The sequence below is a fragment of the Acetivibrio straminisolvens JCM 21531 genome, assembly GCF_000521465.1.
Lineage (GTDB): Bacteria > Bacillota > Clostridia > Acetivibrionales > Acetivibrionaceae > Hungateiclostridium > Hungateiclostridium straminisolvens.
The window spans coordinates 1-17176 of the sequence record NZ_BAVR01000038.1 but is presented as its reverse complement, the minus strand read 5'-3'; the positions used below and the strand labels follow the sequence as shown (position 1 = coordinate 17176).

General features: G+C 40.3%; 14 protein-coding genes and 3 pseudogenes. 2 read left to right on the top strand and 15 right to left on the bottom strand.

The window, feature by feature from the left end:
- Nucleotides 1-205: 205 nt before the first annotated feature.
- Together cwlD and JCM21531_RS10755 are read right to left on the bottom strand one after the other, a co-directional pair.
- The gene (cwlD, locus tag JCM21531_RS10760) at nucleotides 206-928 is read right to left on the bottom strand and encodes an N-acetylmuramoyl-L-alanine amidase CwlD (protein WP_038289737.1); all 723 of its coding nucleotides are present in this window, start codon (nucleotides 926-928) and stop codon (nucleotides 206-208) included.
- Between the two features lie 130 nt (nucleotides 929-1058).
- Complete coding sequence (locus JCM21531_RS10755) at nucleotides 1059-4577, bottom strand: adenylate/guanylate cyclase domain-containing protein (protein WP_038289734.1); 3519 nt, start codon at nucleotides 4575-4577, stop codon at nucleotides 1059-1061.
- A gap of 353 nt (nucleotides 4578-4930) precedes the next feature.
- Between JCM21531_RS10755 and JCM21531_RS17805 the strand changes: the two genes are divergently transcribed.
- Nucleotides 4931-6511, top strand: a complete 1581-nt coding sequence (locus tag JCM21531_RS17805) for a GAF domain-containing sensor histidine kinase (protein WP_243467553.1) — start codon at nucleotides 4931-4933, stop codon at nucleotides 6509-6511.
- Here JCM21531_RS17805 and JCM21531_RS17800 read toward each other — a convergent pair.
- The 9 genes and pseudogenes from JCM21531_RS17800 to JCM21531_RS25110 all read right to left on the bottom strand — a co-directional run bounded on the left by JCM21531_RS17800 (nucleotide 6491) and on the right by JCM21531_RS25110 (nucleotide 13625).
- The gene (locus tag JCM21531_RS17800) at nucleotides 6491-6712 is read right to left on the bottom strand and encodes an ABC transporter ATP-binding protein (RefSeq protein ID WP_054847073.1); all 222 of its coding nucleotides are present in this window, start codon (nucleotides 6710-6712) and stop codon (nucleotides 6491-6493) included. The genes JCM21531_RS17805 and JCM21531_RS17800 overlap by 21 nt on opposite strands.
- The gene (locus tag JCM21531_RS10745) at nucleotides 6712-8064 is read right to left on the bottom strand and encodes an ATP-binding cassette domain-containing protein (RefSeq protein WP_054847072.1); all 1353 of its coding nucleotides are present in this window, start codon (nucleotides 8062-8064) and stop codon (nucleotides 6712-6714) included. Before JCM21531_RS10745 ends, JCM21531_RS17800 begins: the two co-directional genes overlap by 1 nt.
- A gap of 162 nt (nucleotides 8065-8226) precedes the next feature.
- Entirely contained in the window at nucleotides 8227-8931 is a 705-nt protein-coding gene (locus JCM21531_RS10740; RefSeq protein WP_054847071.1) for an ABC transporter permease, read from the bottom strand.
- 19 nt (nucleotides 8932-8950) lie between these two features.
- Nucleotides 8951-9357: pseudogene (locus tag JCM21531_RS24505) on the bottom strand (ABC transporter permease).
- Nucleotides 9358-9412: 55 nt separating this feature from the next.
- On the bottom strand, nucleotides 9413-9916 hold the full coding sequence (locus JCM21531_RS17785) for an ABC transporter permease (RefSeq protein WP_054847068.1): 504 nt from the start codon (nucleotides 9914-9916) through the stop codon (nucleotides 9413-9415).
- A gap of 33 nt (nucleotides 9917-9949) precedes the next feature.
- Nucleotides 9950-10948, bottom strand: a complete 999-nt coding sequence (locus JCM21531_RS17780; RefSeq protein WP_054847067.1) for a peptide ABC transporter substrate-binding protein — start codon at nucleotides 10946-10948, stop codon at nucleotides 9950-9952.
- Nucleotides 10924-11586: an ABC transporter substrate-binding protein gene (locus tag JCM21531_RS23815; protein ID WP_054847066.1), complete on the bottom strand. Its 663-nt coding sequence runs from the start codon at nucleotides 11584-11586 to the stop codon at nucleotides 10924-10926. The genes JCM21531_RS17780 and JCM21531_RS23815 overlap by 25 nt, the downstream gene beginning before the upstream one ends.
- Before the next feature lie 187 nt (nucleotides 11587-11773).
- The gene (locus tag JCM21531_RS10725; RefSeq protein WP_038289731.1) at nucleotides 11774-12652 is read right to left on the bottom strand and encodes a HEAT repeat domain-containing protein; all 879 of its coding nucleotides are present in this window, start codon (nucleotides 12650-12652) and stop codon (nucleotides 11774-11776) included.
- A gap of 43 nt (nucleotides 12653-12695) precedes the next feature.
- Nucleotides 12696-13625: pseudogene (locus tag JCM21531_RS25110) on the bottom strand (GGDEF domain-containing response regulator).
- A 204-nt stretch (nucleotides 13626-13829) separates the two neighbouring features.
- Between JCM21531_RS25110 and JCM21531_RS10710 the strand changes: the two are divergent.
- Nucleotides 13830-14042, top strand: coding sequence for a hypothetical protein (locus JCM21531_RS10710; RefSeq protein WP_038289725.1), 213 nt, complete (start codon nucleotides 13830-13832; stop codon nucleotides 14040-14042).
- Between the two features lie 33 nt (nucleotides 14043-14075).
- Here the strand turns inward: JCM21531_RS10710 and JCM21531_RS21890 are convergent, their stop codons facing one another.
- The 4 genes and pseudogenes from JCM21531_RS21890 to JCM21531_RS10695 all read right to left on the bottom strand — a co-directional run.
- Nucleotides 14076-14744, bottom strand: coding sequence for a hypothetical protein (locus tag JCM21531_RS21890; protein WP_243467552.1), 669 nt, complete (start codon nucleotides 14742-14744; stop codon nucleotides 14076-14078).
- Nucleotides 14745-14770: 26 nt separating this feature from the next.
- Nucleotides 14771-15748: a LolA family protein gene (locus JCM21531_RS21885; RefSeq protein WP_243467551.1), complete on the bottom strand. Its 978-nt coding sequence runs from the start codon at nucleotides 15746-15748 to the stop codon at nucleotides 14771-14773.
- Nucleotides 15749-15769: 21 nt separating this feature from the next.
- Nucleotides 15770-16303 (bottom strand): RNA polymerase sigma factor, encoded by a 534-nt coding sequence (locus JCM21531_RS10700; RefSeq protein ID WP_038289724.1) that lies wholly within the window; start codon nucleotides 16301-16303, stop codon nucleotides 15770-15772.
- Nucleotides 16304-16610: 307 nt separating this feature from the next.
- Nucleotides 16611-17176 (bottom strand): annotated as a pseudogene (locus tag JCM21531_RS10695) (TadE/TadG family type IV pilus assembly protein); the annotation flags it as partial.

Sequence of the window (17176 nt, the reverse complement as noted above, 5' to 3'; positions counted from 1 at the left end):
AAGCTCAAGACATCGAGTCCCTTCGCTTTTGCCTCTTTCATTTCATTCCAAGAGGCTATAAAAGGACTAATTCATATAGCCTCTTTTTGGGTTTATCCCAATATCAATAATATACATTATAATTCAAATTATCAATACCCCAAAAACCTTCATGGCTTAATTTCTTTATCTACTATACCACAGCATCCGATTGACCGTCAATGGTCTACTGCTGTTCAAAATACTTCACTATTCCTTCTTTTATTGCAATAGCTAGCTTCTCCTGATAGTCCTTGTCGGCCAACTTCTTTTCTTCTTCTTGGTTGGAAAGAAAACCACACTCAACTATCACTGTAGGAACCTTTAAATTTTTCAGAATTATCAGTTTTGTATCCTTTACCAAAGCCTCTCTCTTATTCTCAGGGTCAACATTATCTCTAAGGGACTTCTGTATAATATCCGCAAGTCTCTTGCTCTCTTCGGATCTTGGTGGGAAGAAAACCTGTGCTCCATGGTACTGTGTCTGGCTAAACTTGTTTAAATGTATGCTTACCGCAATATCAGCCCCTGATTCGTCTATCAGTTTTTTACGGGCTGTAAGGTCCTGCCCTCTTTTGCTGGTGTATCCCTGGGTCCCTTCCTTGTAATTAAGGACATCTTCTTCCCTAGTCATAATAACATTATAGTTCTCCGCCTCTAAAAGTTCCCTAACCTTCTTTGCAATTATAAGGTTTACATCCTTTTCTTTAAGCCCGCTGTAGTCGCTGACTGCTCCCGGGTCTTCTCCTCCATGCCCGGCATCAATTACAACGGTTCTTTTTCCTGTATCATCGTTCGCAACCTCAACTGCATTTTGCCCTGACGCTATGTTAAGGCTTATTACCGCTACCGACAGCAGGAAGATTAAGGCTATCAAAGCTATCTTATCTTTCTTTATTACTAAAATCATACGGCCCTCCCCCTAATATGAATCAATTTGATTTAGTCCTTCATACAATAAGCATATTCACATACAGGTTGGCCATATACTATTCATATTATCGTTGTTTAAAAAGCTTCTTCGTTTCACATTCAAACTTTTACAACTCGTACTCTTCAATTATCTCCCTCAACCTGCACCTGTCAAACTTTGAAGCACACTCCCTTGCCCTTTCCAAATCCTTTCGGGCTTTATCCCAATCGCCCAGTTTTCTGTGCAACTTGAGCCTCTCAATATAGCCCTTGGCAGCTTCGTATTCGGATTCCAATTGATGCGATAGAGTAATAGATTCCTCAAACAGCTTAAAAGCACTTTCATTCTGCTCCGTACAAGCCATGATTCTTCCTTCCAGCCTCAAGGCTTTGAGCCTTCTAATGTCGCTCCTTATCTTTTGTGCTATATCCGCCGCTTTTTTACAGTCTTCAAGGGCTGCATCTATCTTACCTTCCGCAAACTCATACAATGCCTTAATCCTGTAATAATCACTCAGATATGCTATTTCTTCTGCCTCGGTAAAGATTTTGAATGCAATGTCCAGCATCTTTCTGACATTGCCCTCCATATTCTTCTCTATGTACATCCTTGCAGTGCTTAAATGGTAAATACCTTCACCCAACGGCACTTTTATTTCTCGAGCTATTTCAAAAGTTCTGTTGTAGTACTCCAAGGCTTTATAATCAAGACCCCTTTTGAACATTATTTCTCCTATATTGGCAACGGCAATACATTCATTAAGCCTTGAGGATATCTCCCTTGAAATCTCCACAGCTTCATTGAACAAAACCTCTGCCTTGTCAAAGAGTCCCTTGTCCACATACAATATTCCAAGATTTATACATCCGGCAATATATCCCTGCTGGTCGGATATCTTCTTTGAAATTTGCATTGATCTGTCAAAGAATTCCTGGGCTTTGGATATCATTCCGGTGGCATGGTGAATTACTCCGAGATTTCCGGCTATCTTTGCCATTAAAGCAAAATTGTTTATTTTCTCGGCATATTTATATGACTTGTCGAAACAGGACAGGGAATTTGAAACATCTCCCTTTGCATAGTATATGATTGCCGCCTGGTTCATGGTTTCAGCCAGGTTTTCAAAGTTCTTCATCTTTATAAGCAACTGCTCCGATTTTTGGGCTATTGTAAGGGCATCGGTATTGCCGAGGATTCTTAGAATGTTGCATTTCATTTGCAAGAGCTTTCCGTAAAGAGTATTTTCCTCTTTTATCTTGGGCTGAAGCTCATCTATGATTTCAAGGGCCTCATCGTACATGTCCTGCTCTTTATATACGTCTGCAATCATAAGCTTTATGGAATATATATCATCGTAGAGAGCGGCAACTTCAAGGGCTTTCTTCAAATTGTTCAGCGACGCGCCGTAGTCAGCCATGATGAAATTAATATATCCCATATCCCTGTAAGCATCCAATACCCTTGAATCCATTTGGGTACTTCCTTCTTCCGAAACCAACTGCAAAAATTTGCTGTAGTACTCTAAAGAGCTTGGGAAATTGTAGTTTTCCTTGTCTTTTATTGCAGTCTTGTAGCTGTATTCTGCAGCCTTTTTACTCTGTCCCGACTTTATAAAATGAGTAAATAGAATCTCATAGTAGCCTTCCAGCTCACCGCTGTGTTTTGCCTCTATCAGTTCTCCTATCTTTTTGTGAAGCTCCTTTTTATTTTTATTGAGAATACTGTCATATATGACTTCCCTCTCCATGTCCTGGTTAAAGACAAATATCTTCTCCACAACTCCCAAGGCCGTGTATGCTGTTTTAAGAGAAATGATATTGAGACGAACGGGAAGCCTTACAATGTCATTAATCTCATCACTGTCCATCTCAAGAAGCGGACCTAAAATTGAGAGACTAAATTCCTTGCCAATAACGGATGCAGCCTGAAGGAAGCTTTTTTCCGCCTCATTCATTTCCGATATGTTTGCCAGTATAAGGCTCTGAATATTATTGGGAAGAGAAATGACTTTATCGGAATCAATACTTCCAACACCGTCTATTATCAGAAAACTTTCCGTTCTTTTGATGCTTTGTACAAACTCGTTTATATACAAAGGATTGCCATTGGTAAACTTCATAATCTCGCCAAACAACGTCTCATCAATTTGATCACAGTCAAGGAGTTTGCACACCAAAGCACGAATTGCATTCTCCGTCAGAGGCTGCAGTTTTAGGTTGTGATAATTTATATCAGAAAAGGGTTCCAACTCTTCCAACTCATATCGGGAAGTAAAGATAAAAGTGATATTGACCAATGAAAGGCACTTTATAAGCTCCTTTAAAATCTGTAATGAATTGGTGTCGGACCAGTGCATGTCATCTACGACAATTACCGTTCTAAACTTTTGCGAAAGCTTTGTAAAGAAAAGAGAAAGCTGCTTTATTATTTCTTTTCTTATATTCTCAAAACTCATGGAATTTAATATATTCTGAAACTCATTGTCTCTTTTAAGTCCCAGCACAAGCCCAATAAAGTCGCTATTTCTTTTTATTTCTTCCTCGCTCAAACCGGCCATTATGTAGTCCAAAAAGGATAAAAGCCTCCTCTGTTTGACACTGGAGCTTTCTTTTGAGTTAATATTCATTATATTCATAAGGATGCCGGAAATTGTACAATAGGCCTTGTTTGGGGAAAAAGAATTCAATTCAACCCAAACCTTCTTGATATCCTGATCCAACTTTGATAAAAACTCGCGAAGAAGGCTGGTCTTTCCCACTCCTGCCTCACCGATTATATTTATACATTTTGTAGAAGTGTTCAAAATGTTGTTGTATATGGATACAAGAAGCCCCAGCTCCTTTTCTCTTCCGACAAATATGTTTTTACTGTCACAGTCATATTCCGCGCTTATTTCTATAGGAAAATAACATCTCACAGTCTTTTCCTTGTTCTTTACTTTTATCTCCATCGGCTCCGAATATTTAATGATTCCTTTGGTTTCAACAAACACCGACTCCGAGACCAGAACGGTTCCCCGGCCTGCATTGGATTGAAGCCTTTGGGCAGTGTTTACAATATCCCCTATTACAGTATAATCCTTGTCAAAAGCGTTTCCCACACTGCCGGTAACCACCAGTCCGTAATTTATTCCTATCGAAAGGTCCAAAGACAATCCCTTTGATGAGAGCCTCTCTAAAGAAAATTCCCGAATCAAATTCATCATCCTCATCGCACACATTACGGCTCTCTTTGCATCATCGCTATGTATGTATTTTGCTCCGAAAAGTATCATTACGCAGTCTCCCATGTACTTGTCGATAGTTCCTTCCAGTTCATATACGGGTCTGGTAATATAATCAAAGCAGTCATTTATAAGCTCCCTTACCTCTTCCGGATCCAGCTTTTCCGAAAGTGCTGTAAATCCCGAAACATCCGCAAATATAACTGCAACGTTTCTGCGGTTTTCGGAAAGAGTGTCAAAGTTTTGGATTGAACTCTGGGGCTCAAGGCTCAGAAGCCTGGTACCGCAGTTAAAACAATATTTGCCCATGAGGGGATTGGGAAAATTACAAGACGTACAAACCTTCTCAAACTTGACACCGCACAACCGGCATTCTTTCAATTCACTGCTATGAAGTTTTATACCGCAATTAAAACAAATCATTGCATATCCCCCCGAAATCAAATTTTAATATATAAATCCAAGGAAAATACTGCCAATAAATCCATAAGAATTCAGCAATTTTTTTTAATGTAAAACATTTAATGTTAATATATATATCGATTTTATCCGATTCTTATTTAGAGATTTCAATATCTCGGATAAGCAAATACAGTTAATGAACTTTAATATAAAGTAATGTAAAGCAATATTGTGAGGAGTAATAAAATGCTACAGGAATCAGTATTTTTATTGACCGATTCACTCAATACAGAATGTGAGAATTTTATTAACCTGATTTGCGCCAATTTCCCAAACACAAAAGTTTTTTCAGACCGGGAAATTTTTTAGGCAGCTTGGAAAGCTTCGCACCGAAAAGTTCAAAGAGTGCGCCTCCTTTATCGGTGGTATTCGTTGAATACTCTGTCTTTGCGGAAATTCTGCCTCGCCTTGACAAAGTTTTAGGGAAATTGGATTTCATACTTGTTGTTTTCAGCTCCAAAAAGCCAGTTTTGGACAGACATGCAGGAAATGTTTTTGAATATATATACACAGAACAGTTTAGCATGCCCTTTTTTCTCAATAAACTGAAAAACGAGATTTCCAATAGAAAAAAGATCTGCTTTCTTAAGTACGAAGTCAAAGAGTTTTATGAGATAGGAAAGTCTTTATCCTCCGAAAAGGATGCTGTAAAACTGCTTGACATGATTATAACCAGCAGCATCAATCTTACCTCCTCCGATGCCGGAACCATTTATCTTGTGATTGACAAGAATACTTATAGCTGGACATCTGTAAAAGACGGCGACTACAAGGACAAAATCCTCAAATTTGTTATTGCAAAGAATATGAGTATTGATATAAATTTGGAAGCCTTTACGTCACCAATATCAAGAGAAAGCATCTTCGGCTATTCGGTAATTACCGGCAAAACCATTAAGATTGACGATGCCTACAAACTTAACCCAAATCTTGAATATCGCCATAACAACGGCTTTGACACCCACACAGGTTATATTACCAAATCGATTCTTACCATACCCATGAAAAATCACGAAAACTCTATTTTAGGTGTGATTCAGTTGATTAATAAAAAGAAATTCAGAGACCAAATTATAGATTTTTCAAACCCCAATGCACTGTCCGATATAATTTCTTATGACTATACCGACGAACTGCTTATGAATTCACTGGCAGGACAAGCAGCGGTCGCTCTTGAAAACAATCTTCTGTACAAGGATATGCAAAATCTTCTTGACAGCTATAAAACACAAAATAATGAGCTTGAAATGTTAAGCAAGAAAATTTTGAAAGCACACGAAGAGGAACGAAAAAGGATCGCAAGGGAAATACACGATGGGCCGGCCCAGGCTATGGCGAATTTGACGTTCAAAGTTGAGCTTTTAAAAAAGCTAATACAGAGCTCTCAATACGAAAAATGCACCAAAGAGCTGGATGCCCTTAATGCTGCAATAAAGTCCACATCAAAGGAAATACGAACTCTTCTTTACGATTTAAAACCTTCTTTCCTTGACGCCGGACTTATAGCAGCCCTTCAGAACAGATTCGGCATTTTTGAAGAAAATACGGGTATCAAGGTAGAGTTCAATGTCTCGGGTGATGACTCTCAAATAGAGTATTATATCGCATCAACCCTTTACAGGATGCTTCAGGAATCGCTTTCAAATATACAGAAGCATTCCCGCGCCAAAAACGTAACAGTGGATTTCAGTATAGATGACAGCATGATCTACGTTACGCTAACCGACGACGGAGTGGGCTTTGATCCAAAACAGAAATTGAAAAAATCTCCGAACATAAGCGGAGGATTTGGCCTTAGAGGACTTAAAGAGCGTGCGGAATTGGTAAAGGGTAAAGTCGACATAAAGTCTTCACCCGGTAAGGGTACCTGTGTTTCAATTTGCATTCCCCTTTGATTCCTCCTTGCTTACCCAAGCAGCATTAATAAGTTTTTGGGTATATGGGTGGACAGGATTGTTGATTATATCCTCTGTCCTTCCTATTTCAACAATTCTTCCTCCCAACATTACAGCTATCCTGTCGCTTATGCTGCTTAAAACCCTTATATTGTGCGTAATAAAAATATATGTAATGCCCGCTTCCTTCTTTAGTTTCATTAAAAGCTCCAATATCCGCATCTGCGAGACGGTGTCAAGATAGGCGGTGGCTCATCGCATACTATAATTCTCGGATTCACAATTACAGCTCTTGCTATCCCCACTCTTTGCCTCTGGCCTCCGCTCAACTGATGGGGGTATCTGTCCTTTAAACTCTCATCAAGCCCCACTTTTTGAAGGCAGCGCGCCACCTCTTTTGCCCTGCCATGGCGATTCTTTCTTGCAATCATGTCCATGCCTTCCGCAACTATATCCTCTATTTTCATTTGAGGGTCTAAAAATGAAAAGGGGTCCTGGAAGACCATTTGCACATGCCTGGAATAATCCTTGAGCTTAAATATATCCCTACCTTCAAGCAAAACCTTTCCGGATAACGGCTTTTGTATCCCGGTCACAATTCTTGCCAAAGTTGTCTTGCCGCTTCCGCTTTCGCCCAAAATTCCAAGGGTTTCGCCTTCAAGAACCTCCATGGATATATCGTCAACAGCCCTGACTATATTGCCCCTTCCGTTTTTATAATGCATGCTGAGATTTCGAAGCTCAAGAATAGTTTTTTTATGCTCCGTGCTTTCTTTAAAATTACTCATCACGGAAGCTCTGATGAGACAAGATGCGGCTTTGGATTTGGGGCTGTCAAAGACCTTTCGGGCACATCCTTCCTCAACAATTCTGCCCTTTTCAATAATTACCGCTCTATCGGCCAACTTTGATACCAACTGCAAATCATGGGTAATGAAAATCAGTGATATTCCTTCTACCCTTGCCAAATCCCTTATCAGCTTAATAATTGAGGCTTGGGTAATCACATCAAGGGAGCTTGTGGGCTCGTCGGCTATAATTATCCGCGGCCTGCACGAAGCCGCAATGGCAATTGCACCTCTTTGGGCCATTCCCCCGCTCAATTGATGGGGATAGCTTTTCATATATGCGGAAGGATTGTTTATCTTTAGCTTTTCAAGAAGGCCTTCCATTAATAAAGCCGCCTCATTTTTTCTTACTTTTTTATGTTTTATGTAAGCTTCGGTCAATTGTCTACCCATTTTCAAAACGGGATTTAGATAGGAAATGGGTTCTTGAAATATCATGCCTATTTTTGCTCCGCGAATTTTTGCCAGCTCTTTTTCCGACAATGAATTTATATCCTCTTCTTCAAAGAGTATTTTTCCCTCAAGTCTGAATTCATCAGGATCATTAAGACGTAAAACAGAACGGGCAAGCATACTTTTACCGCTTCCCGACTCCCCTGCCACAGCAAGGATTTCGCCTTCAAAGACATCCATGTTAATGTTGTCGAGAATTTTATTTTGTCCGCAAAAAAGGGAAAAATCTCTAATCTTAAGAAGCGCATTCATATATTAGACCACCTTGTCTAAAATCCCGGGATTTTGAATCCAGTAGTTTTTGAAGCGTATCCCCCAATATATTCAGGCTTATCATTATTAGGGCGATAAATACAAGGGGTATGAATATCACCCACGGGCGGTAGGTTATGTTTACATACTTGAACCCTTCATTCACCAAAGTTCCAAGGCTTGCAGCAGGGGCTTTATGCCGATGCCCAGAAAGCTTAGGGTGCTTTCGGCAAAAATCGCCGAAGGTATGTTAATTGTCAAATTTACAAGAACCGGTCCGCTGCAATTGGGAAGTATGTGCTTTAACATTATTTTGGTCCTTTTTGCCCCCAATACCTTTGCCGCCTGCACAAACTCCATCTCTTTCAACACAAGGGTCTGTCCCCTTACAACTCTTGCCGCAGTTGTCCAATCGGTCAGCGAAAGGGCAAATATCACCGAAAGCTCATTGTTTCCCAATAGAAGAGTGATTAGCACAACAATGACAAGATTCGGAACAGAATACATAACATCGGCAAATCTCATCATAACCTCATCAACAAGACCGCCGAAAATCCCCGCCACCCCTCCGTACAACGTGCCTATAAGCATCTGTATAAGTGCTGCAAGCACGCCTACCGCAAGAGATATTCTGACTCCGTACCAGACCCTTACAAACAAATCCCTCCCAAACTCATCGGTGCCAAACCAGTGTCCCCCGGTAAAAGGCGGGAGGAATTTCTTGTCCATGTCATGGCTGTAATAATCGTAGCGCGAAACCATAGGCACAACAACCGCCGCCAATACCACGACTATGATAAAAATTGTACAGGCTAATGCCGCTTTGTTCTTTGACAAGCCAAAAGCAACTCTTTTTAAAAACAGCATGAAATCTACTCCTGTAAAACTACTTTTTCGATGTAATCCTCACCCTTGGGTCTGCAACAGCATAAATTATATCTGTCACAGTATTTGCAAGAACCGCCACAAACACGGTAAACACCGAAAGCCCCACCACCATTGTGTAGTCCTTGTCCTGAACACCGGATACAAAATATTGTCCCAGTCCCGGAATAGAGAAAATATTTTCAATCACAAAGGAACCCGTAATTATTGAGCAATAAGAGGCCCCGAAATCGAAAGAAGCGGAAGAATGGCGTTTTTTAGAGCGTGCCTTAGCACAACTTCCTTATTTGTCATGCCCTTTGCCCGGCACATAATAATGTAGTTTTGATTGAGAACATCCTTCATACCTGCCCTGAGCATTTTCGCCATCATGCCCGTTACTCCTGCTGCAAGGGCAAGGGATGGCACAACAGTATACCTAAAGCCACCCCACCCCGTTACCGGAAAATATTGAATCGAATTCCTACAATATTTTTAGTGCCTCGGATAACCGAAAGGAAACAAGATATTGAAGCAGTGTGCCGATTACAAATCCCGGCATTGACACCGCGAGAACAGTAACTATAAGAACAAGACAGTCAAGCACCTTATTCTTATGAAGAACAGGCAAAATTCCCAGCAACAAACTTACCAAAACAGCAAGCCCAACAGCCCTGATCCCCAAACTGAGCGATACGGGAAACGCTCTTTTAATAATGGAACCTACGCTCCTGTTCTTATAAATCATGGATATTCCCAGGTCACCTCTAAGTAGGTTTTTCATATACAGGAAATACTGCCGGTGCAAAGGCTCATCCAGCCCGTATTTTTCATTAAGATTCTCCATTATCTGAGGATGTATCATCTTGTCCGAACCGAAGGGCCCTCCCGGAATACTTTTAATAAGCACAAAAGTAAAGGTTGCCGCCAGAAACATTGTAATTAAAAAGAACAGAATCCTTTTGGCAATAAAACGTACAAGCTCCAATTTCTCATCACCTTTTGCCGGTTCCTTTATTCTTTATTCAATATATGTCCAATACAAATCTATATCCTGTATGGAACTGCTGCCCCTAACCAATCCTTTAACCCCTGGTCTTACGGCGTAACTTTTTTGGGCAAAGTACACCGGACAAACAGGCATTTCGTTCATCGCCGTTTTTTCCGCTTCCACCAAGAGGTTCATTCTTTTTTGAGGGTCTTTCTCTTCTATGGATTTGGCTAAAAGCTCATCAAAATATAAATTGACATAATATGCTACGTTGTAGAAGTTCGCCGAGGAGAAGACCTCCAAATACGCACGAGGATCATTGTAATCCCCTGCCCACATAAGAAGTGCCATCCGATAATCTCCTTGCATCATTTTTTCTGTCATGGCGTCAAAGGACATTATCTGTATTTCAGCCTCAACACCGAGGTTCTTTCTCCACATATCCTGAATCACCTGAGCATCCCTCTTTGAGATTTCCTTGCCGTCCACCAGGATGCTGAGCTTCGGCATATTCGACAGATTTAGTTCTTTTAGCCCTTGTGCCAATAGCTCCTTTGCCTTTTTCACGTCATTGTCCTTAAACAAATCTCCTGCCTTCTCCCTGAAATATCCTTCATATCCTCTTACCACAGGGCTGACAAAACCCAAGGCCTTTTGAGAACCGTCCCTCAGCACCTTTTCCACAAAGGTATTTCGGTCTATGGCATAGGCAAGGGCTTTTCTGATGTTTACGTTCCTAAGTATAGGGTCATCATTGTTTATCGATATGTACCGTACAACTCCTGCATCATAACTTTCCACCTGATAACCATCCTTTTTAAACTCCTCTATCAAAAGGGGATCGGTTATCGCCACCATGTCAATTTCTCCTGCTTTGAAAGAATTTATGGCTGCAGTATTATCGCTTATCATACGGAAATTTATCCTGTCAAGCTTTATATTTTCCGAATTCCAATAAGTTTCGTTTTTTGTAAGCACAATACTGTCGTCATGGTTCCATTCCTCTATCTTAAAGGGGCCATTTCCCAATAGGCTTTGGCTTCCGTCCCGTATTTGGAAACATTGCCGTCGGAAATTTGATTTTTGAAAAACTCTGTATTTATGGGCATATATACGCTATTGCAGACAATATCCAAAAAATACGGCATAGGCTCTGTAAGAGTAACGCTCAGAGTTTTTTCATCTTTTACATAAATCGCCACATCCTCAGGCTTTCCCTCTCCATAGGCATATTTTTCAGCTCCCTTTATGCAGAAAAGAAGGTACGCCATATAAGACGGTTCATGATACTCTGGCTGAGGGTCCAACGCACGCATCCAGGCATCTTTGAAATTTTGGGCGGTAACACCGGTTCCATCCCACCACACTGCATCTTCCCTGAGATAAAATGTATAGGTCAGCCCATCCTCGCTTACAACATATTCTTTTGCAACTCCCGGTATGGGCGTGCCTTCCTTATCCTTTCTCATTAGTCCTTCAAAAACAGCATTTATCACACTCATTGGAATCACATCATACACCAATTGGGGATCAAGGGTTGACGGCTCGTCTCCAAGATTTATGTTTACTTCATTAAACCCTGCTTTTGCACTGCTGCATCCTGACAAAGCAATACTCATGCTCATAAAGACAACCAACAATAAGGCATAACATCTTTCAAGCTTCATTTCTTATTGCCTCCTTGCAATATAGTTTCGCAAACAACAGAGGTATATTTGAAATTACGTAGATTGTCCATTGACTAAAATCATCAAATTTGACGCAATTTAGCAAAGATATTTTGCATATTGCCCCGGCTGCTGTTTTATGAAATGATATGATTTGAATATATTTGAAGTGGTGTGGAAACCAATCTTAGGCAAAATTAATTTTTATGTCGTCCATGTTTCCGCCAAGACGGATAACCGCAGAATGAATATCACAATATGTCTCATAGTCTATAGATTCCATGTTTTTTAGAATATAACCCTTTAATGCAGGTATTGCCCTTCCGTCTCCAAAATCACCGAGACAAACTGCCCCAAAAGCTTTGTTTTTCATTCTGAGAAATGAATTTTTCAAGCATCTGTAAACAGTGTCATATACGTCTTTATCCAAAGCTTTAGCCTCTATTTTCGTCAAACATGTCAAGAGGTATTCATCCAAAATGCCGAAGTCTTCTATAGAATTTAGTCTGTCAACTATGACCGGCACCGCTTCTCCTCCGATTTGTGCCAGTGCATCGATAACTTTTTCCAAAACTATTTCGTCATTCATATTGATTCCGACTTCCAAATTTTCCGCAAGCTTCATCAGAGGTCCAACTGCTCTCTCTGCCTTCCATTCTCCAAGGATAGAAATTGCCGTCAGCGATGAAACAAGCTCTTCATCATTGTTTTGAACCGAACGGTCTGTGGCAAGTTTCAGCATTTCCTCCTCCGCAACCCCGTTATAGGTTGCAATCTTTTCAATTAGAGAATGGGGCAAATGCATATCGCACATTTTGGCTCCCAGCTTGAATAGTTCCAATAATTGTCCAATATCGGAAATACTTTTAAAATATTCATCCGGACATAATCCGTCAAGTTCTTTGAGTGGAGCCTTAGCCCACTTTTTCAGGTCTTCATCCACTAATTCAGACAAGCGGTCCTCACCAATTTTTAAAATGTCATCCTCTCCATTCATAAAAATCCTATTGCAGCTTTCTTCTATCACCATATTGTAACTTTCAAACAGCAATTCAGCTTTTTTCAACTTTAATCCCCCAAATGACAATATTTTAAAACTTTCTTTATTATTAAAACTTTCTTCTATCTTTTACATAAGAGCTTCCCGGCATTGACTTTGCCTTTTTCTTGAGCTCAGCAGCTATTTCAGAAATTTGAATATGGCTGATAAGCTCCCTGACCTCATTGGTCACTATGGCAAAAGATATGGATATAAGCGGGAACTTCATTACCTGTCCCTGCCTGTTGCTCGTAACAATATATCCTCTTCTTAAATCTTCTTCGCAATAAAGGGCCTTTGTTTTGGTGTCAAAATCTTCAATTACTCCCTTTACTATAGCTTCGGCTTTATTCGGGGTGGACACAATTATAAAGTCATCTCCGCCTACATGGCCTATAAAGTCGCCTTGGTTTCCGTAATTGTGGACATTGTCAACAATAATGTCGGCAGTAAGCTTTATAGCTCTATCCCCGCTTGCAAAGCCATATACATCATTATATGCCTTAAAATTGTCAAGGTCGGCATAAATAACCGCAAAAAGCTGTTTGGTAGCTATTCTCTGGTTAATTTCGCTCTGTATCTCAATATTGCCCTGAAGCCCGGTCAACGGATTTGCCCACCGGTTTCTGTCTATGCGTCTTAACGTATTTCGAACTCTGCTTACAAGCTCCCTGGTATTAAAGGCTTAATTATATAATCATCTGCACCGAGCTCCAATCCCGTAAGCTTATCGTCTTCATTATCCTGCGCCGTAAGCATGATAATAGGCATAAGGTTATTGCCTTCATCATCTTAGCGTCTTGCAGACTTCAAAACCGTCCATATCGGGCATGACAACATCAAGCAAAACCAGATCCGGCTTTTCAATCCTGACCATTTCAATACCTTGACGTCCATTGGATGCTGTTACTACTTCATAACCTTCGTTTATTAGGACATCGGATATCAGTTTTGTCATAAACTCAGTGTCATCAATAATCAATATTTTCTTCTTAAACATTTGCTGTGAACTCCCGTTAAGATAATTTTGGATGTTTTTCTCCCTATATATATCGGAATGAGCGAGACAAATAATAACATTGTAATAATTATATATTAAAAATCTTGTTTTGAACAGTTCAGTTTTTAAATTTATTTTTATAAAAATAAATTTACTAAGAATTCACTTTTTGTGATATACTTATATAGAAGGAGTTGATTTAAATTGGCACAATTTTGCACTTGCGGTTCATTGATTATCAATGACAGTTGTACTAACAAGAATTGCAGCAACAGAGTGGCAAGCAAGCTTTCGTCTGCGGCCAAACGAACTACCAAGACAGCCAAAGCTGATACACCTGCTAAAAGCACTCGTACCAGAAGGGCGTCGAAATGTATTACTTACAATCTATATGATAAAAAGGCAGAAGAGAGTTAATAAACTCTCTTCTTTTAATTTATTCACAACAATTCATTGCCAAACCGGATCGTATCCAATTACAGTCCAAATTCCCGTGCTATCTTGTCTTATCAGCCTCTTTAAATAAACTCTGCGCACAGGCACGGTATCACCGGTTACTTCCACTATTGCATTTATGCCGTCGTTCTTTATAACCTTTAAATCTTCATAATTCACCGGGTACTCTCCTACTATACCTTCAGGAGAAACCTTCAGGCTGACAAATACCTGGGCTACATATACAGGATCCAGCTTCCATGGCGAATGTCCGGCATCCACGCTTTTTTGCTCATTTTCCTCAACTTCCAAATCAACCGGAACCTCAATTTGAGGCTTATCCGATGCTTCTTCCTCTCCCGATAGAATTTTTGCCGGTCCTGATGCTATGCTCTCAATGAATAAAACCAATTCATCCATAGGAGCATTACCTATTACTGCATATTCAAATCCGGATTCCTGCCAGCGGATTGAACTAATGTCCGCCATCCCCGAATACAGTCTGCCTCCGTCAAGTACTCCAAGACTCTCTTGTACAGGGGATTGAATTTCTGCAGTACTGCTGCCCACCTTACCCAGAACCGCCGTTGATGCAGGTTTAAACTCATTCGTTACTTTTTCCTGCAGAATAATCACCCGGTTTTTCTTGTCCTTAGATGTATAACTTAGCTTAATGGTTTTCATGCCATCTGTGACTGCTATGCTTTCCCTTAGATACCCATCGGGACATTCTCGGGTACTTTGAGAGTAAAACCGGCTATTTCTGCAGCTTCTTCAATATTGTTTACCAGCAGTTCGGGATTTTCATCTATTTCTTCAAAGCCTTGAGGCAAATCATAAGAAAGAAGTTCTGTGGGTATATTGTCACTAAACTCAATGCTCTTATATGTTACTGTGTATTGGATTGCATTCATCATCGCGCTCTGCCTTTGCAACGGCAGGTTGGTCTCTTTATCAATCCATATTTTATAAGTTTCTCCCCCTTTTGGCATCACCTCAAATACAGTGGCCTTTCTTCCGGCAACCGGTTCTTCTCCTGCTGCTTTTATTTGTGCGGCATTCTTGGCGTCTTTTATTTCATTGCCCAACTCCAAGGTAAATCTGTACGGATCAGGGAAGGCAGGAAAGACATACACCTGGCTTTCCTCGGGACTAACCTGCCACTTCTTCTCTCCGTTGTTTACAGTTATCAGACCTTTTTGAAAGCCTGTCAGCTCTTTTACGTAGTAGCGCCCTTCACTATCTGCCCAAACTTCCCGCATTGCCTGCAGAGTTTCTTCACCTTTAAGATTGGTCTCAACAATGCTGAGGATTCCGTGATATGCCCTAACTTCCTTATATGCCTGTTCCATGGCGTATACAATGTCAGTTCTGCCGGAATACAGCACAAAATTTAGCATGAGAACTATAACAGCAACTGCTGCAATAGCCGCTGTTCCGGCCATCCATGCCCATCTTCTTTTTTTCGTGACAGCCTTTTGCCATAATTGTCCGCCCACTGCACGGGCTAGTTTCTTTGGGTAGTCTACCTCAGGAAGAGCAGGCTCTTTTAGACTTCGAACCTTTCTTACCGTATCCATAAGCTCCATAAGCTCCGGCGAATCCTCCGGACACTCGTGCTCCTTGGGCATTTTTTCGGCATTTAATTTATCAATATATTCGGATATTTTCTTTTCATTGTTGTCCATAACATTTATACCTCCTTCAAATTAGTCGTTTCTTTTGAGTATTGAAGCAAGGGTTTTCAATGCTCTGTACTGCAGCACACGAACAGTCGATTCTTTTTTCTTGATGATTCTTGCGGTCTCAGCCACTGAGTAGCCCTTAAGTATCCTTAGTTCAATTACCATACGCTGCTCTTCGTTAAGGCAATCTAATGCATTTCGTATCAATTCCCTCTGCGCACTTATCTCTGCTGCATCCTCCACCGCGGTTTCTTCAGGGTTTACCGCCTCGATATTTACGTTTATGCCCCGGCGTTTTTTCTTACGCCATTTATCCCGCAGAATGTTTAGCGCAACGGTTTTTAGAAATCCGGTATATTGTTTTATCTTAACGCTGTTCTTTTGTAAATGGTAAAGTGCCTTAACATAGGTCTCCTGCGTTATATCTTCTGCTTCCTGGCGGTTTTGAACTTTGTAATATATAAAGCGGTATATATCTTCCCATGTTGAGGAACATATCTCTTCTATCGATTTTAAGTCTCCGTCCTGCGCTTTTTTCAGTGTTTCCTCCTTCAGCATACCTCTTAGCTCCTTTTCCCTGGCCAGTTATATATACACTAATAATAACGTTTTGGAGGGTATTAATGTTACATTTAGTTATTGCCATTTTTTATTGTGTAGATGAAGAGTATTTTTTCCAAATTGGTAGGATAGTTCGTCTGTGTATTTTGGGTGGGGTAAAATGATTTTGGTTTTTTGCTGCCTTGGTTGCAGAATGTAAATTATGGGTTTGAATTCAGAGAAGATTTAAATAAAAAACCTCTCAATAGTAGATCATGAGAGGTTTTAAAATTATCACTACAGTGATATAATTCAATTTATTTTGTTATTCTTCGCTGCCATCGCCTACATTGCTTTGTCTTCCGTAACCCTCTTTATAAACCACGTTTATCGGAGGCGTTCCGGAAGCAGCTTCACTTTTCAACTCTTCCAGCATTGCTTTGACTTCATCTGTCAAAGTCCCTTCCGGTATTACTATGATAAACGTTCTTGAAGTAATTTCCGCAACACCTTTAGTTTTTGAACCAAATTTATTTATACTACTCCGTAATGAGCTCTTTGCTTTTTTAATATCCTTATATGTATCGCAGTCCAAATTGATGCTCCTTACTTCATATATATCCCCGGAAGCCGGATATCTGTTCGGATATTTTTCGAGTTCCTTCTCGGTAATCACTTTACCGTACTCAAATGGAGCTTTATCCCATAAAGATTCTTTAACTTCTACCGGTGCCGATGCATCTCCGTTCATCCAACCTCTAACGGTTGACCGTTGCTCCATGTTGATTTCGGGAAGTAGATTTATCGGCAGCGATGTCTTTATCTTATATTTTACTACAATATCTATGCTTTTATTGTCAGTAAATACTCTATTGTTAAAATCAAAAGCAT

Excerpts from the sequence above, each read along its gene's own strand:
- cwlD (WP_038289737.1), bottom strand. The coding sequence starts at position 928 with ATGATTTTAGTAATAAAGAAAGATAAGATAGCTTTGATAGCCTTAATC.
- JCM21531_RS10755 (WP_038289734.1), bottom strand. The coding sequence starts at position 4,577 with ATGATTTGTTTTAATTGCGGTATAAAACTTCATAGCAGTGAATTGAAA.
- JCM21531_RS17800 (WP_054847073.1), bottom strand. The coding sequence starts at position 6,712 with ATGAAACTAAAGAAGGAAGCGGGCATTACATATATTTTTATTACGCAC.
- JCM21531_RS10745 (WP_054847072.1), bottom strand. The coding sequence starts at position 8,064 with ATGAATGCGCTTCTTAAGATTAGAGATTTTTCCCTTTTTTGCGGACAA.
- JCM21531_RS10740 (WP_054847071.1), bottom strand. The coding sequence starts at position 8,931 with ATGCTGTTTTTAAAAAGAGTTGCTTTTGGCTTGTCAAAGAACAAAGCG.
- JCM21531_RS23815 (WP_054847066.1), bottom strand. The coding sequence starts at position 11,586 with ATGAAGCTTGAAAGATGTTATGCCTTATTGTTGGTTGTCTTTATGAGC.
- JCM21531_RS21890 (WP_243467552.1), bottom strand. The coding sequence starts at position 14,744 with ATGAAAACCATTAAGCTAAGTTATACATCTAAGGACAAGAAAAACCGG.
- JCM21531_RS21885 (WP_243467551.1), bottom strand. The coding sequence starts at position 15,748 with ATGGACAACAATGAAAAGAAAATATCCGAATATATTGATAAATTAAAT.
- JCM21531_RS10700 (WP_038289724.1), bottom strand. The coding sequence starts at position 16,303 with ATGCTGAAGGAGGAAACACTGAAAAAAGCGCAGGACGGAGACTTAAAA.